Annotated in this window: 10 protein-coding genes; 6 read left to right on the top strand and 4 right to left on the bottom strand. The window is 55.2% G+C overall.

The window, feature by feature from the left end:
- The first annotated feature begins 12 nt into the window (after positions 1-12).
- The 4 genes from ACFODX_RS13285 (at position 13) to ACFODX_RS13270 (ending at position 7,445) form a co-directional block, all read left to right on the top strand.
- On the top strand, positions 13-2,316 hold the full coding sequence (locus ACFODX_RS13285) for an Orn/Lys/Arg family decarboxylase (protein ID WP_378119879.1): 2,304 nt from the start codon (positions 13-15) through the stop codon (positions 2,314-2,316).
- A gap of 125 nt (positions 2,317-2,441) precedes the next feature.
- The gene (locus ACFODX_RS13280; protein ID WP_378119877.1) at positions 2,442-3,074 is read left to right on the top strand and encodes a hypothetical protein; all 633 of its coding nucleotides are present in this window, start codon (positions 2,442-2,444) and stop codon (positions 3,072-3,074) included.
- A gap of 64 nt (positions 3,075-3,138) precedes the next feature.
- On the top strand, positions 3,139-4,275 hold the full coding sequence (locus ACFODX_RS13275; RefSeq protein WP_378119875.1) for an efflux RND transporter periplasmic adaptor subunit: 1,137 nt from the start codon (positions 3,139-3,141) through the stop codon (positions 4,273-4,275).
- Positions 4,276-4,277: 2 nt separating this feature from the next.
- Positions 4,278-7,445 carry an efflux RND transporter permease subunit gene (locus tag ACFODX_RS13270; RefSeq protein WP_378119873.1) on the top strand — a complete coding sequence of 1,056 codons (3,168 nt, stop codon included), beginning with the start codon at positions 4,278-4,280 and terminating at the stop codon, positions 7,443-7,445.
- Here ACFODX_RS13270 and ACFODX_RS13265 read toward each other — a convergent pair.
- The 4 genes from ACFODX_RS13265 to ACFODX_RS13250 all read right to left on the bottom strand — a co-directional run bounded on the left by ACFODX_RS13265 (position 7,442) and on the right by ACFODX_RS13250 (position 16,704).
- On the bottom strand, positions 7,442-11,599 hold the full coding sequence (locus tag ACFODX_RS13265) for a S8 family serine peptidase (protein WP_378119871.1): 4,158 nt from the start codon (positions 11,597-11,599) through the stop codon (positions 7,442-7,444). The genes ACFODX_RS13270 and ACFODX_RS13265 overlap by 4 nt on opposite strands.
- Positions 11,600-11,669: 70 nt before the next feature.
- On the bottom strand, positions 11,670-13,385 hold the full coding sequence (gene ggt, locus ACFODX_RS13260) for a gamma-glutamyltransferase (RefSeq protein ID WP_378119868.1): 1,716 nt from the start codon (positions 13,383-13,385) through the stop codon (positions 11,670-11,672).
- Between the two features lie 178 nt (positions 13,386-13,563).
- Positions 13,564-15,297 (bottom strand): alpha-amylase family glycosyl hydrolase, encoded by a 1,734-nt coding sequence (locus ACFODX_RS13255; protein WP_378119866.1) that lies wholly within the window; start codon positions 15,295-15,297, stop codon positions 13,564-13,566.
- Positions 15,298-15,414: 117 nt separating this feature from the next.
- A complete protein-coding gene (locus ACFODX_RS13250; RefSeq protein WP_378119864.1) occupies positions 15,415-16,704 on the bottom strand; it encodes a hemolysin family protein in 1,290 nt (429 codons plus the stop codon).
- 145 nt (positions 16,705-16,849) lie between these two features.
- Between ACFODX_RS13250 and ACFODX_RS13245 the strand changes: the two genes are divergently transcribed.
- Together ACFODX_RS13245 and ACFODX_RS13240 are read left to right on the top strand one after the other, a co-directional pair.
- Positions 16,850-17,716, top strand: coding sequence for a PEP-CTERM/exosortase system-associated acyltransferase (locus ACFODX_RS13245; protein ID WP_378119862.1), 867 nt, complete (start codon positions 16,850-16,852; stop codon positions 17,714-17,716).
- A gap of 98 nt (positions 17,717-17,814) precedes the next feature.
- On the top strand, positions 17,815-18,450 hold the full coding sequence (locus ACFODX_RS13240) for an energy transducer TonB (protein ID WP_378119860.1): 636 nt from the start codon (positions 17,815-17,817) through the stop codon (positions 18,448-18,450).
- The last annotated feature ends 8 nt before the right edge of the window (positions 18,451-18,458 follow it).

Raw genomic sequence — 18,458 nt, 5'->3', positions numbered from 1 at the left:
AGGAGTGGGGTTATGATCGGTCGCACCAACAAAAGTTTTAAACGACATGTATTAGTGGTTGAAGACCAGCTCGCCAATTTAGACAGCACCCGCGGCCGTGCGCTGCACGATTTGGTCACCGAATTCCAACAGCGGCAGGTGGAGCTGGTGCAGGCGCGCTCCTACGATGACGGTCACGCTGCGATTATCTCGGACGCTGGTTTTCACTGTATTTTTGTGGATTGGACACTGGGTGATAACGAGCAGGAAAGCCACGCTGAAGTGATGGAACTGCTGCGCACCATTCGCCAGCGCAACGCCAATGTGCCGATTTTTTTAATGGCAGACCGCGCTGCCAAACAAACCCTCACGGTAGAGGCGATGGAACTGGCCGATGAATTTGTCTGGACACTGGAGGACACCGCGCCGTTTATTGTGGGCCGCGCACTGGCGGCGGTGGATCGCTATCTGGATAAATTGCTACCGCCCTTTACCGATGCGCTGCTGCGCTACAGCCAAAAGGATGAACACTCCTGGGCCGCGCCCGGCCATCAGGGTGGCATAGCTTTTACCAAGTCCGCTGTGGGCCGGGTGTTTTTTGATTTTTTTGGCGAGAATTTATTTCGCACCGACGGCGGTATTGAGCGCGGTAGCCTGGGTTCGGTGCTGGATCACACCGGCCCAGTGGAGGCCTCGGAAAAGTTTGCCGCGCGGGTATTTGGCGCCCATGAATCCTACGCTGTGCTGAATGGCACCTCAGGCTCCAACCGCACCATTTTTATGGCCTGCGTGGGTGAAAACCAGTTTGCCCTGTGCGACCGCAACTGCCATAAGTCCATCGAACAGGGGCTGGTATTATCCGGTGGTATTCCGGTGTACCTCACCCCCACCCGCAATCGCTACGGCATTATTGGGCCTATGCCTGCCAGCGCCTTGAGCAAGGCAGCCATTCAACAATCCATCCAACAGCATCCGCTCGCCGCACAAGCCAAAAGCCAGCAGCCGGTGTATTCGGTCATCACCAACTGTACCTATGATGGTATTTGTTTGGATGCCGCCCGCGCCGAGGCCATGCTTGCCGATTCAGTAGACCGCATCCACTTTGATGAAGCCTGGTACGGCTATGCGCGCTTTAACCCGCTGTATGAGGGGCGCTATGCCATGCGCGGCGACCCGCGCGACCACCGCGAATCCGCGCCCACCGTGTTTGCCACCCATTCCACCCACAAGCTGCTGGCGGCGCTGTCGCAATCCTCTTACATCCACGTGCGCAATGGCCGCAACCCTATTGAGCACAGCCGCTTCAACGAGTCCTTTGTGATCCAGGCGACGACATCGCCGCTATATATGTTGTTTGCCTCTAACGAGATAGGCGCCGCCATGATGGAGGGCAGCAGCGGTTACAGCCTGACGCAGGATGTGATCCGCGAGGCGGTGGATTTCCGCCAGGCGCTGGCGCGGGCGCATCGCGAATTTGCGCAAAAAGGCGATTGGTTTTTCCAGCCCTGGAACTCGCCGGAAATACGCGATGCAACAACCGGTAAATGGGTGGAGTTTGCCGATGCCGACCCCGAACAGCTCGCCAGCGACCCTAACTGCTGGCTGCTTGAACCCGGCGCGGCCTGGCACGGCTTTGAAGGTTTGGACAATAACTGGTGCCTGCTGGACCCGATCAAAGCCGGCATTATGGTGCCGGGTATGGGGTTGGATGGACAGATGCAAGCACAAGGCATTCCCGCCCCGGTGTTGAGTGCGTTTCTTTATAACAACAACATTATTCCCTCGCGCACCACCGATTTTATGGTGCTCTGCCTGTTCAGTATTGGCATCACCAAGGGCAAGTGGGGCACCCTGATTAACGTGTTGCTGGCATTTAAACGCCACTACGACAAAAACACCCCGCTGGAACAGGTGCTGCCAGAGCTGGTGGATACCGCACCGGCGCGCTACAGCAATATGGGGTTACAGGATCTGGCTAGCGAGATGTTCAACTACATGCGCACCAGCCACATGGATGCCCTGCAAGCCAAGGCCTTTGGCACCTTGCCGCCCATAGCCTGTACCCCGCGCAAGGCCTTCCAGCAATTACAGGCGGGTGATGCAGAGCTGCTGCCGCTGGCCCAAGCCGCTAACCGAGTCACTGGCGTGGGCATCATGCCCTACCCACCGGGCATTCCGATTGTGATGCCGGGCGAAAACCTGGGCCCTATCGATGGCCCCTGGCTGGGTTACATAGCCGCGCTGCAGGACTGGAGCAACCGCTTTCCCGGCTTTGAAAAAGAGGTGGAGGGCTTGGTTCATAAAGACGGCGCCTACCACTTTTGGTGTTTGAAATAAGCCTGACAGATGCTGGCTATACTCTTATCGGCCAGAGCAAACCAACGCTAAACACATCAACGCTGAACACACTAACCACAAACATACCAACGATAAGCACACCAACAACCAAGACGGAATTGACCATGAAACCAATCGCCACCGCCGCTTTTACCAGCCTGCTTTGTGTACTTTCACTGCCCGCCGCCGCGAGCAATTTCGGGTTTATGCGGGACACCCTGCCCAGCCAATTGGCTGCTGACGAGATGCAGGCACTCAAAACAGAAATCGCCCGGGTACTGGAGCAAACAGCGGATAAAAAAGTGAGCCAGTGGCAGTCGCCCGGCGGAAAAGTCGGGGTGAAAATCCTGCCCAAACTCAGTTACACCGAGGCCGGCATGCCCTGCCGGCGCACCCTGTTACAGTTTTCAGCTGCCAGCAAACCGGCCGAAACCTATGGCTTCACCATTTGTAAAAACGCCGATGACAAGTGGCATATCACCCAGTCGCGCCTGCAATCCCTGGGCGAGGAAGACCTGGCCTTGATTGAATCCCACGCGCTGCAAGCCTTGAACGACAACCACACCGGCAACCCCATCACCTGGTTTAACCCCAAGACCAAAATAAACGGCACAGCAGTGTTGGTAAGCGCCGCACAGAAAAACCAACGCCCCTGTAAAACCCTGGCAATCAGCCTGTTTGATGCCGAAGGTGTATCACTGGAAGGCCAATACCTCTTGTGCAAAACCCCCAGCGGTTGGCAGCGCGAGGCCTTTTAACGCCGAAGCCCGCGCCCTTTTCTGGCAGCCTGAAAATCAACAGATAAAAACTAAGGAGTGAACCATGTGTATACGCCCGTTAGCTGTTGCCCTGCTCTGCGTACTGGTTGTTGGTTGCAATAAATCGGCCCCGGCCAAACCCAATCCGGCCCAAGTGAGCGTGCAGCAACCTGAACGCCGCACCATTAATGTGGAGCGCGATTTTATTGGCGAGGTGGCCGCCGTGGAGGAAGCGGAAATTCGCTCCAAGGTGAATGGCCGGGTGATCTCTGTGGAATTTCAGGAGGGCAGCCTGGTGCAACAGGGGCAGCCGTTGTTCCGCATCGACAGCGACAGCCTGACCGCCGCCGTCAACGAGGCCAAGGCCAACCTCGCCAAAGCCGAGGCAGACCAAACCAAGGTGCTGGCCGATGAGCAGCGCTATAAAACCCTGGTGGAAAAAGGCACTATCTCACGCCAGGCCTATGACGACATCATCAACAAAGTAGCGCAGAGCAAAGCCGCGCTGGATACCGCCCAAGCCCAGCTCAAACAGGCGCAGACCATGTTGCAGGAATCCGCCATAGTCTCGCCCTACAACGGCCGCATCGGGCGCGCGCAAGTAAAAGTGGGCGAGTTAGTCACCGCCAACCAAACCCTGATGGCCACGGTATCTACCACTGAAAGCGTGCGGGTGGATTTTGCCCTGAGCGAGCGCGATTACCTGGAGCTGGTGCGCCCGATTCTGGAATCTGAGCAACCGCGCCCACTGATTCCCGTAAGCCTTATTCTGGCCGATGGCAGCCTCTACCCCGAAAGCGGTTTAATCACCTTTTCCGACCGCCGAATCGCCAGTGAAACCGGCACCTTTGCGGTGGCTGCAACCTTTCCCAACCCCAGAGAGGTATTGCGCCCCGGTATGTTTGGGCGCATACGTGCCGTAGTCAAACAAGTGGATAACGCCCTGCTCGTACCCAACCGCGCCCTGCAGGAAGTATTGGATCGCACATTTATCAGCCTGGTGGATGCCAATGGCAAGGTAGAGCAGCGGGAAGTAAAAACCGGCGCCCAAGCCAGCGGTTATGTGCAAATCACCAGCGGCTTGAGCGATGGCGAACAGGTGATTGTGGATGGCCACCACAAAGCGCGCCCGGGCATGACGGTCATCGCCGTGCCGCTGGATACAGCGACTGACGCTTCCTCCGCTACACAGGGGAATTAATCATGGCGCGCTTCTTTATTGATCGCCCGGTGTTTGCCATAGTCCTGTCGCTGTTTATATCCCTCTGCGGCGGGCTGGCACTCAGCGTTTTACCCATCGCCCAATACCCGCAAATTACCCTGCCCACCATTAACGTCAGCACCGCCTATGTGGGCGCCAATGCGGAAGTGGTGCAAGAGAGCGTGGCGCAGGTCATTGAAGACAAGGTCAACGGCGTGGAGGGCATGTTGTATATGGACTCCCAGTCCAATGGCAGCGGCCTTTACTCGCTGAATGTGACCTTTGGGCTGGAGCGCAATGCGGATATGGCCGCCGTACTCACCCAAAACCGCGCCGCCACCGCCAACCCCAGCCTGCCCGGTGAAGTCACCCAGGCCGGGGTGACCATCCGCAAACAAACCCCCGATGTACTCATGTACTACGCGCTCTATTCACCGGGCGGCAGCTTTGACCAGCTGTTCCTGAAAAACTACGGCAGCATTTACATCACCGATGTATTGAAGCGGATTCCGGGGGTGGGCAATGTCAATGAATACGGTGCCGATTTTGGGATGCGCATCTGGCTGGACCCCACCCAAATGGCCAAACATGCCGTCACCGCGAATGACGTAAGCCAGGCCCTGCGCGAACAAAACGCTCAAGTACCCGCTGGCACCTTTGGCCAATACCCGGCGCCCAGCACCCAGAGTTCGCAATACTCGGCTCTGGTACAGGGGCGTTTGGCCAAGCCGGATGAGTTTTGCCAGGTGGTACTCAAAAGTAATGGCAAGGGCGGTTTTGTACGTTTGGGCGATGTGGCGCGCTGTGAATTATCCGCCAAGGATTTCCTCTACTTTGGCTCGTTCAAGGGTAAACCCGCCGCCATTTATGCCATCAACCTGACGCCGGACGCCAACGCCCTGGACGTGGCCGAGCAAATCCGCACCGAGCTGGCGCGGGTTCAGGTGGATTTCCCGCCCGACCTGGCGCTGGACATAGTCACCGACAACACCATTTTTGTGACTGAATCCATGCGCGAGGTGCTCAAAACCTTTGTGGAGGCCATGTTGCTGGTGCTGATTGTGGTCACCCTGTTCCTGCAAAGCTGGCGCGCCACCATCATCCCCATGCTTGCTGTACCTGTGAGCTTGATTGGCACACTGGCGGTATTTGTCGCCCTGGGCTTCTCCATCAATACACTCACCTTGTTCGCGCTGGTATTGGCGATTGGCATAGTGGTGGACGACGCCATAGTGGTAGTGGAAGCGGTTGAACATCACATGGAACAGCATCGTTTAAGTGCCCGGGACGCCACCATCCGCGCCATGAGCGAAGTGTCGGGGCCGGTCATTGCCATAGCCCTGGTGCTCTGTGCGGTGTTTGTGCCGGTGGCGCTGCTAGGGGGCATATCGGGCGTGATGTTCCGTCAATTTGGTTTGACGGTCGCGGTCGCGGTGCTGATCTCAGCGCTGGTTGCACTCACCCTCACCCCAGCCCTCTGCGCCATGCTGCTGCGCCACAAAAATCCGGATGACACCGGCCTGAGCCAGCGTTTTTTCAGTGGCTTCAACCGCTTATTCGATGCCATGACCAGCCGCTACGGGCGCGGTGTCGCCCTGGGGATTCGCCGTAGCACACTCGCTCTGCTGCTCCTGATTGGACTGGTTATTGCTACTGGCAGCCTGTTCAAACAGGTTCCCACCACCTTTGTACCCGATGAAGACCAAGGCTACTTCCTCGCGGCAGTCACCCTGCCGGAAGCCGCCACACTCGCCCGCACCCAGGAAGCCATGCGCCGGGTAGAAGCACTGGCACTGCAAATTCCGGGGGTGGATAAAACCATCGGCGTCAGCGGGGTGAACCTGTTGGTGGGGGCGCCGCAATCCAATGCCGGACTATTGGTTGTAAGGCTCAAGGATTGGTCTGAACGCACCACCGCAGAAACCTCACTGCGGAACATTATTGGCAGCTTTTACGCCCGGGCGCAGGCGATAACCGAAGCTCAGGTGCTGCCGTTTAACCCGCCCGCCATTCCCGGACTCTCAACCACTGGCGGTTTCAGCATGATGATTCAGGACAAGTCCGGCAAAGGCGCGCGCGCGCTGGAAGAAGTCGCCAATAATTTTATCGCCAAGGCCCAAACGCAGCCTGAAATTGGCTCCATCCTCTCCAAACTGCAGACCAATACCCCGGCCATTCGCATTCAGGTGGATCGCGAAAAAGCCAAAAAACTGGGCGTTCCGCTCTCGGAGGTTTTCTCTACCCTGCAAGCCATGCTGGGCGGTTTGCAGGTGAACGATTTCTCCCGCTTTGGTCGCACCTACAAAGTCACCCTGCAGGCAGACGCCGCGTTCCGCGATAACACGGAAGCGCTCGGTTTGTTGTTCGTGCGTAGCAACAGCGGCCAAATGGTGCCGCTATCAACACTGGTCAGCACTGAAAAAACCGGCACCCCATTTGTACTCAAACGTTTCAACGGTTACACCGCCGCCGAAATTGGCGGTAAACCGGCGGCCGGTTTCAGCTCTGGCGAAACCCTGGCGGCACTGACAGAAGTAGCAGCTGACACGCTGCCTGAAGGTTATGGCTATGAATGGGCGGGGCTGTCGCGGCAGGAGCAGGAAAGCGCGGGGCAAACCGCCCCTATTTTGGCACTGGCGCTGATAGTGGTATTCCTGTTTCTCGCCGCCTTGTATGAGAGTTGGGCGATTCCCTTTGCGGTGCTCTTGTCGCTGCCGTTTGGCATTTTCGGGGCGATGTTTACCCTCTGGATCACCGGCGCACCGGGCTCGGTTTATACCCAAATCGGGCTGGTACTGGTGATTGGACTCGCCGCCAAAAATGCGATTTTGATTGTGGAATTTGCCAAGATGAAATACGAACAAGGCCAAGCCCTGCGCGAAGCGGCACTGGAGGCAGCACTCCTGCGCCTGCGGCCAATCCTGATGACATCCTTCGCCTTTATCCTCGGCGTAGTGCCCCTGGTTCTGGCTTCAGGCGCCGGTGCCGGCGCCCGTATAACCCTCGGCTTGACGGTATTCGGGGGGATGCTAGTCGCCACCCTGCTAGCCATTTTTATGGTGCCGCTGCTTTACTGCCTGGTGCAGGGCTTGGCGGAGCGGCTTTCGGGAACACCGCGAGCCAAACCAGATGAAAAGCCCGCAAACTCACAGCGCGCGCCTTCTCCCTAAAGGCGCTTGGGGGAAGAAAAGCGCACTGCGCCGCTTGCCATTGCCAGTAACATAAACAGGATCAGGGTGGAGCTGGAACCTCCACCACCTCCGCCCGAGCTGGCGCCACCCGATCCCCCACCTGACCCACCACCCGTTGCCGCCCGGCTGCTGGCTGCACTGCTGGATGAACTGCTGGATGCAACACTGGATTGTGCAACCACAGTCACCCGCTGAAAGGCACTGCCCATGTTGCCGCGATTATCAAACGCGCGCCAACTAACGCTGTGTACACCTGGCTCAAAAACACCGCTGTGATCAGTCCAGACCGGCACCTCACCATCCACCAAATCTATAGCCCGCGCCGCGCCCAGATTGACTTGGGTAAAGCCTCCTGTGGCTTCCACTTGCAGGTCAGCCGGCGGTATCACCTGCGGTGGGGTGGTATCGATAATACTCAGGCGCTGAACCACCCTGGTTTTTTTACCAATCGAATTGGTCGCCTGCCAATAGATGTTGTGTTCGCCCAAGGCAAAGGGCCCCAAATTACTGGCAACTGCGGTGATTTGACCATCGATAGGATCTGTGGCCACAACCGCTGGCAGGTCAACACTGGTTTCGCGCCCGGTGGCTTCAAATACCAAGGGAGGCAATGGGCTAATGACTGGCGGCTGTACGCCCTGCTCTTTGCCGTCAGTTCCCAACCAGAACACATTATTGAGTGTATTGATTTGGTTGATTCCCAGTGTATTGCGCAAGCCGATACGCAACGAGCCCGAGCGCGCCCCTGCAATTACCGGTAGCTTGGCAGAGTAGTTATTTGCCACCTGGGTGAGCGGCAGAGCAACCCAATTTGAATCGCCGTCAAGACGGTACTCCAACTGCACCTGGCCCGCCTGCATATCCAAACTGGCCGACTGGCCATCGGTTGCACGCAATAGCACTTCAAGGTCATTACCGTTAAGCACCCGTGTAGTCCGACCATCACTACGGAACTCAAGCATCTGTAATTCAGGCCCGTAAACGCTGACATCGCCCATTGCCTTGATTGCAGCGGCGTCTATCTCCAGGCGGCTGATGGACTGCCCAAACCGGCCCAACAAGCGGGTCGGCTGATCAAACTCCAGAGCAAGGTTCGCATCGCAATTCGCTACGCCAGTTGGATCAGTAAATAACAGAGTGAAATTACTACCATTCACTTCGGCCTGATTAATTAATTGCCCATTGCAGTATTGCCGGTAGGGCATGGCATCAAAAAAATTATTTTCCTGATGATCGCGCTGCACAGTGAAACTGGATGCGTCACTGCGCGAGATATTGCGCACCGACAACTGCTTGCCCGAAGCGTCGTAACGGTACTCGGCCGCGAGGAAATAAGCACTGTCACTGATGACCAAATCGCTGCTATCGCTGCGGTAATTAGTCTCGTCCACCACTGAAAATGCACCGTCTAACTTGGTAAAGCTGTTCCGTTCAGTAAACGCCATGGGGCCGGTACGCATCAACTCACGGCTCCAAACCGATGGATCGGGGTTGTAGTGATAGACCCCGAATTCGGGATACCACTCGCCTTCATCCAGTGTTGCGATATTGGTGAATACCCTGGCCTCAATGGGCTCGTAGTAAACCTCACTGCCAAGCTGAAAACTGCTTGCCCCCCATAATCCAGTCAGTGATTTGAGCATGGTGGATCCCACGCCAAAGGTGACGCCGTTAGCCAAAATATCGGCATCTTCATAACGGAAATTCACACTACCAGCAGTAGCCATATCCAAATCCAAAAAATGACTACCGCTGATACCCTCAGGAAAAACCTCATCCAGCACAAAGTATTGCCCCAGTGTGCCGGGGCGGGTATCGGGTAAGCTAAACATGGTGGAGACTTGTAGTTTGAACTTATCCGAGACGGGTGACACTCGAATGATGTCCTGGCCACTGCTTCCCAAAAAGAACAAGCCACTAATGGAGGCTTCGGGATTAAACCAGATCAGGGTTTTATCAAACGCCCGTATTCCATCCAGATTCATCACCGCGCCCTGCTCATCCTTGATAGTGCCTATCGCGACCTGGTTAACCGCTGAATTAATATCCACTGCTACCCGGGTATCACCCGTTACCTCAATATTTTCCTTGAATACCATAGCGGTCACTGAGCAATCACTGTTGTAAAAAGCAACTTGCAAGTTATAAGTGCCGGGCTTTACATCCACACCATAGTTTGGCGGTGGCGCGCTGCAGTCATTAAAAGAGTCAAATGCAAAGTAACTACCTGAGTCATTAAAGATATGCAGCACCCAGGGCGCTCCCACAAAATCCAGGTTTAAGCGCGCAGACTTGGCAAATACCAATGGTAGGGTCACCGGTTGGCTATCAACCTCCAATTTGGCGGTAATTTCATGGTGCAAGGTGGGACTGTCCGCATAGGGCAAGGCTTGTGGATCGACAATCAGTTGCAGGTTAAACGATTGCTCCTGCCCTGCTGCGAGCATCTGGGGTTCTGCCGGGGTGACCGCTGCGGAAGCGCCGGCGGGGTATGTTTCAGGGGCGCGAAGCGACACAGTAACCGGACTGGCGCTAATGTTTTTCACGCTGACGGGCAGCTGCGGCGTCCAACTTGCCTCGGTCAGATTAACCGAACCGGCATTGAGTAACCTCGGCAGGATCAGCACCTTGGCGTTAGCTGCCGCAAGCAATTTCATCAGGCCGGCACCCTGGGTAAACACGTTCTGCCCAAGGTCGGAGGTATTGTTGATCAGCAGGGTTTTGATTTCATTCGCCGATAATTCGGGAAAGCGTTGTTTGAGCAGGGCTGCGCCGCCCGCCACATGGGGCGTTGCCATACTGGTACCGCTGAGGCGCACATAGCTACCGCCCGGTTTGGTGGAATTAATATCCACCCCGGGTGCCACAATTTCCGGTTTTACATATTGCTTGCCGACTATAGGCCCACGCGAGCTGAAGTCGGCAATAGCGCCATAGTTATCACTCGCACCTACGGTTAACACCAATTCCGCGTTACCCGGCGAATCGATGGTGGAGTAATTGCTGCCGCTATTGCCTGCCGCCACCACCACCAGAACGCCCGCTTGTGCAGCATTATTTGCCGCCTCGGAAAGCGGCGAGTCCGGTGCACCGGGGCCGCCAAGGCTCATGTTGACTATATCAATCTGGTCGTCGGTCAGCGGGTCGCCATCGGGATCTACCGCCTTTTCCAGTGCCGCGATAATGCTGCTGTTATTGCCCCAACCGTTGTCGGTCAGCACCTTGTAGGCGTAGAGGCTCACATCCGGCGCCATACCGGTCAACACACCTTTGGCGGCAACTATGCCCGCCACATGGGTGCCGTGCCCGTGAATGTCCATGGGGTTGGTTGGATCTTCCCATTCAATAAAATTATGGCCGCCCACAACCTTGCAACCCGCACCTATGCAGCCCCCCAAATCCGGGTGGGTGTAATCAATTCCGGTATCGAGGATAGCCACTGTCACGCCGCGCCCGGTCAGCGGAAACCCCAAGGCATCGCGCATCGCCCAAAGTTGGGGCGCCTCGGTTAGGGGTACACTCTCAGCCAGATTGGCGGTGACTTTATGGTCAGGGTAGACCGCTGCCACCTGTGGCAAACGGCGAATGCGTTCAATCTGGGCGCCAGTGGCGGTGACATTCAGGGTATTGGTTAACTGGGTGAACTGCCGGTGGACTTGGGATACCAGTTTCTGTTTGCGCAACTCTGCGAGCGTATCAGCCTGGCGTTTCTGCAACTGCTGGCGATAACTGACTACCGACTTGGCTAGCTGCTGTTGCTGCGCGCGCGACAGTTTTCCATTGGTGGCCAATTGGCGGCGCTGTTGTTTCAGGTAAGGATTCAACGGCTGGTCTTTTAACCTGACCAAAAACCGCTGGGGCTGGGAACTAGCCTGTCGTTGAGTTTGTATTCCACTCGCGTTCCTGGTGAGCGCCAAAACACCCTGGTGCTGCAACTCAAACTCTTGCACCAGGGGTGCGAGGGTATTACCTGTCAGCGATTGATCCTGGCTGACCGTGATTTTCCGTTGGGCAGACGCCTCTGTTACAGCCGTTTGCAGCCCGCTACCTGCCGCAGCTGAACTTGATGCTTCAACAACCTGCGCCACCGTCATCAAACCCACTAGACTGACCGCAATTACCCTGCACCACATAAAAACTCCTTTGTACATCGTCGTGAATATTGTCGTTTATTCTTATTAAGACCCGCAGTAATAGCAGCGATCACCGCCCGCTGTTTTGCTCAATCACCCTTGGCTCAGCCACCGGTATGAGTTTTCCGTCTTTCAGTTCAATCGCCTGTGAAGCGCCCATGCGCGGCCAGACTTTGAGTTGATGCCCTTTTTGCTGCAGTGACTGCTGGATAGGTGCGGGCATGGCGGCTTCCACAAATAACAGGTTGGGGTTCCACTGCTGGTGAATACGCGGTTGTGCCATGGCCTCGGCCAGTGGCATATCGTATTGCAGGCGATACAACAGCGTTTGTACCACTTGCGAAATAATGGTGGGGCCGCCGGCGGCGCCGAGTGTCATCACCGGTTGCTCGCCTTTGAATACGAGCGTTGGGCTCATGCTGGAGAGCGGGCGTTTTTTAGCGGCAATCGCATTAGCATCCGAGCCCACCAAACCAAAGGCATTGGCGGCACCCACTTGCGCGGAGAAGTCATCCATCTGGTTGTTGAGCACCACGCCCGTGCCGGGAATAACCACCTTGCTGCCAAAACTGGTGTTTACCGTGGAGGTGATGGCGACCCAATTGCCCTGTAAATCTGCCGCCGCGATGTGGGTGGTGTGTTTGTTCATCAGGTGTTGGATATCCACCTCGGGATTACCATAGCTAATATCTGCCGTGGTTTTTTCCAGAGTGATTTTCTGCGCGATGCTGCGCGCGTAGTTTTTATCGGTAAGGCCTTTTGGAACACGGGTGAAATCGGCATCGCCCAACCAGTGGGCGCGGTCGGCAAAGGCAAACTTCATTGCCTCGGCAATCAGGTGATAGCGCTCGCTGCTGGTGGTTTTTTCCAAACCAAAGGCTTCCAGAATGTTCAATATCTGCGCCACATGGGTGCCGCCGGAACTGGGTGGAGGAAAGCCATAGAGGGTGTAACCGGCAAACTCAGATACCACCGGCCTGCGCATTTTGATCTGGTAATTGGAAAAATCCTTGCGCGTAATCAAACCGCCGTTTTGCTCCATCCAGCGCTCGGTTTTGCGCGCAAAGTCGCCCTGATAAAAATAACCCGGCCCCTGTTTGGCAAGCGCACGGTAAGTATCTGCCAAATCCGCCTGACGCAGTTCACTGCCCGTCGCCCAGGGCTGTTGTTTGTCATCCAGATAAATCGCTGCACTCGCAGGGAATTTAGCCAGGTTAGGTGCGGTGGCTACCAAGCGCTCCGCAAGCGCATGGGAAACGACAAATCCTTTATCCGCCAACTCGGCAGAGGGCAATATCAAATCGCGCCAACGCAGCTGCGCACCCAGTTGCCGCAACTTGTCCAGCGCCATCACCGAACCGGGAATACCCACCGCCAATGCCCCAGTGCGACTTAATTCAGGGTCGGCTTTGCCATCCACCACAAACATGTCGCGGGTGGCTGCCGCCGGCGCCATTTCGCGCCCGTCAATTGCCAGCACCCTGCCATCGGCCAGGCGCACCAGAATAAAACAGCCGCCGCCAATGCCCGAGTTGTGGCCATCTACCACCCCCAAGGCAAAAGTCGCCGCAATCGCCGCATCCAGCGCATTGCCACCGCGCGCCACTACCTCCATGGCAATTTGCGAGGCGTAGGGGTTTACCGTTGCCACCGCCACCTTGCCGTCAGCGCTGACGCGGGCGTAGTCGTTGGTTGGGGTTTCGAGAGCGGGAGGAAGGTCGGCGGCCCAAGTGGACAGCCCCAAGGCAGAGCTTGCAGCAATAAATGTAAGTAACCAGCGTTTCATTATTTTTTCCGAATAGGCGATCAGTTGGCGCAGCAAATAACTGCAGCATACTAGTGCACCTAAAGCATCGGCAAATAAGAAAGGTTAAAACGCGAGGGGATAAAGGGAGAATAATGCTGCGAGGGCTAAAAAAATGACCAATGCAGAACCGTTTTGGCCCTGCATTGGCTGAGTGGTATTAAAAAATCATCGCTTCGGCGGGCTGCAGGGTGATGCTCTCACCCAGGGTGACTGCTTTACCGCTGAGTTTTTCGGTGCGTGCACCTTGCAAGGCAGTCGGGATTTGCACTTCGGCGGCGGCACTTGAATTCAAATTAATAAGCACCCAGGCACTGCCCGTTTCGCCTATTTTTTCTACCAGCCATACATCCTGATTAGCCACGGGGTAGTAGCGCACCTCGTCGGGTTGTTTGAGCACCGGGTTGGCGTTGCGCACGGCGATTAAACGTTTGTAGTGGTTGAGCAGTGAGTTGGCGTCTGCACTTTGCGCAGCAACGGACAAACCTTTGCCTTGCAGACCCTGCCAGTAATTGGCAAACCAGCCTTGGTGGTTTTGCACCCAGGGGAACCACTTGCCTTGATCCAGCCAGAAGTTGGCGGTGGTATTAAAACCTGCGGAGGGTTCGTCGGCCCATTGCATAATCGCGCGGCGATATTGATCGTCACCGGTTTTGTATTGCGACAATCCAATTTCTTCACCGTAGTACAGGTACAGCGTACCGGGTGTTGTCATCAATAAACTCGCGGCAATTTTGGCTTTGTTCATATCGCCATTGAGCGACAACATAATGCGGTTTTGATCGTGGTTGGTGAGGAAGGGTGAAAAATAATTCATCGGCGCTGCCGCTTTACGGGCTTTTAAATTGGCCCACAAATTCTCGCGGTTTTGTTGCATGGCATTGTTGCCGAGGGTGCCGAAATCCGCGCTTTGTTTAACCGCCGGGTTGAGGATATCCACCACCATGGTGCCAAAATCAAAATCAAACGCAGAGTCCAACCCTTTGCCGTTGTTGCGGTATTTGCCAATGGTATTTAAATCGGCCCAGGCTTCAGCAACCAACATGGCATCGGGTTTTATGGATTTCACATGCTGGGTAAAAATAGTCCAGTAATCGATAGTGCCTTTGGTGTCTGCTTGTAGTGGATAACCGCCCTCTTCCACCGCGTAACGCACGGCATCCAAACGGAAACCATCCACACCTTTTTCCAACCAGAAAGTGGCGAGTTTATTTAATTCATCGATCACCACTTGTTTGGTGAGGTTCAAATCCGGCTGGCTGCCACCAAAGGCGCCGTAGTAATAGGCTTTGCGGGTTTCGTTCCAGTGCCATACCGCCGCCGGGTTAGATTCGCTCGACCAGGGCTGGCCCCAACCGCTCTCCGGGCGATCATCGCGCCAGATGAAATAATCTTCGTAGCCGGGTTCTTTATTGGCGGATTTGATAAACCAGTCGTGTTTATCGGAGATATGGTTAAGCACCAAATCCAGAATGACTTTGATATCGCGTTTATGGGCTTCAGCGATAAAGTTTTCAAACTCTTCCATGGTGCCGTAATCGGATTCGACATTGTAAAAATCCTGGAAGTCGTAACCGTGATAAGAGGGCGCTTCAAACACTGGCGTGAGCCAAATACCGTTAACCCCCAGATCTTTCAGATAATCCAGCTTGCTGGTCATACCGTTAAAGTCGCCACTGCCGTCACCATCGGCGTCATAAAAAGAGCGCGGCCAAATTTCATAAATAATGGCTTGATGCCACCAGGCATTGGCATCTTCGTTGATTGTCAGGGATTGGTAGGCAGCGCTGCTTGCGCTATTGGCGATAGTGGGTTGTTGTGGGGAGGATGTGCCGGAATCGGAACAGCCGGTAACAAGGCTGGCGGCGATTAACAGGGAAAGCAGACGTTTCATCAACTGGGCTCCATTTGGCTTGGTATTATGAGAATGAGCTTGGTGAGTAAAGCCCATTCGTCGCGCCTGTGCCAAGTGGGGATGCGCCTGCAACCCTATGAATACGTATGCGGGGGTTTAGTCTTCGCTGTCTTGCAGGGTTTTGCTGGCCAGTACTTTGTCGATGCGGCGTCCGTCCATATCCACAATCTCCAACTGCCAGCCCTGTAATTCTGTTTTGTCGCCGGTTGCAGGTAAACGGCCCATAAGCAGCATGATCAGGCCGTTTAAGGTCTGGTAATCGCCCTCTTGCGGCAGCTCCGCTATACCCAGGCAATCTTTGATATCAAGGACCGGCAACATGCCATCCAACAAAAAGGAACCGTCTTCGCGACGCACAATAAAAGCGTCCTGATCGTTCTCGCTGATGAACTCGCCGGTAAGCGCCTCCAACAAATCCTGCAGGGTGACTATGCCTTTCATATCGCCATATTCATCCACCACAAACACCATTTGGCTGCGTGAAGAGCGGAAGAACTCCAGCAACTCCATCGCGGTGAGGGATTCAGGTACTACTTGGCAAGGTTGCGCCATAGTGGCCAGATCCACCTGGTTGCCGCGGATAGCTTCGGCCAGTAATTCTTTTGCGTTGATAATGCCAATCACATTGTCGTTTTGTCTGGTACATACCGGAAAACGCGAGTGAGGGGATTGCATAACCCGCTCGTAGTTTTCCTCCAGTGTCAGGGCGGTATCCAAATAAATGACATCGGCACGCGGCACCATCAGCGATGCAATACTGCGCTCTTCAAGGCGCAGTACGTTTTTTACCATCGCGTGTTCCTGCGCTTCCAAAATACCTGAACTGGAACCCTCTTCGAGGATCGCGTGAATATCCTCTTCAGTAACCTGTTGACCGCCCACTTGGCTAAATCCCAGGATACGCATGACATAACGGGTGGAAATAGTCAGTAACTGCACAAAGGGTTTGGTACCAATTGCCAGCATTTGCATGGGGCGCGCTACCACGCAGGCGATGCGCTCGGCACTGAGCTGACCAATACGTTTGGGCACCAGCTCACCCACTACGATGGACAAAAAAGTAACCACAGTAACCACCAGCACGGTTGCAAAGTTATCGCTGAAGTGAGCGGGCACCCCCAAACTTTGCAGCCAGATAGAAAAGGGCTCAGCAAAGACCGACTCACCAAAAATACCGCTCATGATGGTGATAGAGGTGATGCCAATTTGCACAGTGGAAAGGAATTGGGTGGGGTCTTCGGCGAGTTTTAAAGCGGCCGCAGCCGAGTGACTGCCTCTGGCCGCAAGCGCAGTAAGGCGGGATTTCTTGGCGGTAACTATGGCAATTTCCGACATGGCAAATACACCGTTCAGCACAATCAGACCCAGCAATACAAAAATTTCCATAATGTCCTGCAAAAATAATGTTAAACAGTGGAGCCTTTAAAGCGACTCTGTTACAAGGAGGGCCGAGTATAACACCCATCGATTTAGGCGATACCCGTCAGACCCAAGTCACCTTTTGATTCACTTTTTTCGTGCCAAGGATTTTATGAAGACACAAGCATTGCCCAGCCAGCCGTTAGAGCAGCAAGCTACCCAGTCCCCACCTGACAACTCAATCACCAACTCAACCAACAACTCAGCCACCAAAGCCGCCACCGGTGCCATTGGCCGCGAGGATGCCACCGCAATCGCAAAACACTTCTCGCAATACCTGCGACCACAGCTTGCGCTCAGCGAAGAGTTGAAACACGAAGTCTATCAATTGCGCCACAAGGTCTATTGCGAAGAACTGCATTTTGAGGACACCAAACCCGAGCAAATCGAACAGGATGATTTTGACCAGCGCTCAGTGCACTGCGCTATTCGCCACCTCAATAGCAATCAACTCGCCGGCACCGTGCGTGTTATCACCACCAAACAGCAGGACGAATTACTGCCTTTGCAGAAATATTGCGCCCATGCAATCACCCACGAAACCCTTGCGCCCCACCACTTTTTGCCGCATCAGATCTGCGAGTTATCGCGACTGGCCGTTCCCGCCCAATTTCGTAAACGGCAATCAGACCAACAGGACGGCGCGGCACTGGGTGTAATTAACGAGGAAACTTTCTCAGCGCATGAGATGCGCGCCTTCCCCTACATTGCAGTGAGCCTTTATTTGTCGGCCATGGCCCTGTGCCACAAAACCCGACGCTTTCATATTTATTTGATGATGGAGCCACGCCTGGCGCGCAGCCTGAAATTTGTGGGCATTCACTGCACCCAGCTGGGGCCGGTGGTGGATTACCACGGTCAGCGCGCCGCTTATTACGTGGATGTGCGCGAAGCACGCCGCACCCTGAATGCGGGTTATCGGAAACTGCTGACCTTCATCGAATCCGAGCTGTTTAATCACAGCGCATTGAAGTTTTAGGCATTACCCGACGAAAGGATTCGTCTTGCCTTTGCATTTGAGAAGAATTATCATTAACAACAATTGATACTTCACCCTAGCAGGCACTTTTTTCTCCAATGTCACCCAAACACAGCTCATTGATTTCGTTTTTGCTCGTTGCAGGGCTGCACATTGGGGTATTGGCTGCCGTGATTATGGCCAAGCCGGCACCGGCGCCAGTGGAAGTTGTGCAACCAACCATCCAAGGCGTGATTGTGATGGCGGAACCTGAGCCAACTCCGCCACCGCCGGAACCTTTGCCACCTCCGCCACCGCCAGAAAAAAAGCCGGAGCCTGCCCCCAAGCCTAAACCAAAGCCGCTGCCCAAGGCGCCACCTTCCGAGCGCGCAGTAAAAGCGCCGGAGCCTGAACCAGCACCGCCACCGCCGGTGGCAAAACCGGCCGAACCTGCGCCTGCTGCACCGGCACCAGTGGTTCCTCCGCGCGCCGATGCGGGCCAAATCAGCAACCCCGCACCCGCCTACCCCAGCTTGTCGCGCCGTTTGCGTGAAGAGGGTTTGGTACTGCTGGAGATTCTGATCCGCGCCGATGGCAGTGTCGGGGAGATCAAACTTAAAACGTCCAGCGGTTTTAAACGACTGGACGAAGCCGCCATCAACGCGGTTAAACATTGGCGTTACCAACCGGCCACTCAAGGCGGCAAAGCCATCGATTTTTGGTACGAACAGCCCCTTGAGTTTGCGTTGAACTGATTTTTTAT

It is taken from the genome of Cellvibrio fontiphilus (assembly GCF_042646205.1).
Taxonomy (GTDB): Bacteria; Pseudomonadota; Gammaproteobacteria; order Pseudomonadales; family Cellvibrionaceae; genus Cellvibrio; species Cellvibrio fontiphilus_A.
The sequence above is the reverse complement of the archived record's forward strand: the minus strand, read 5'-3'. Positions and strand labels throughout refer to the sequence as shown.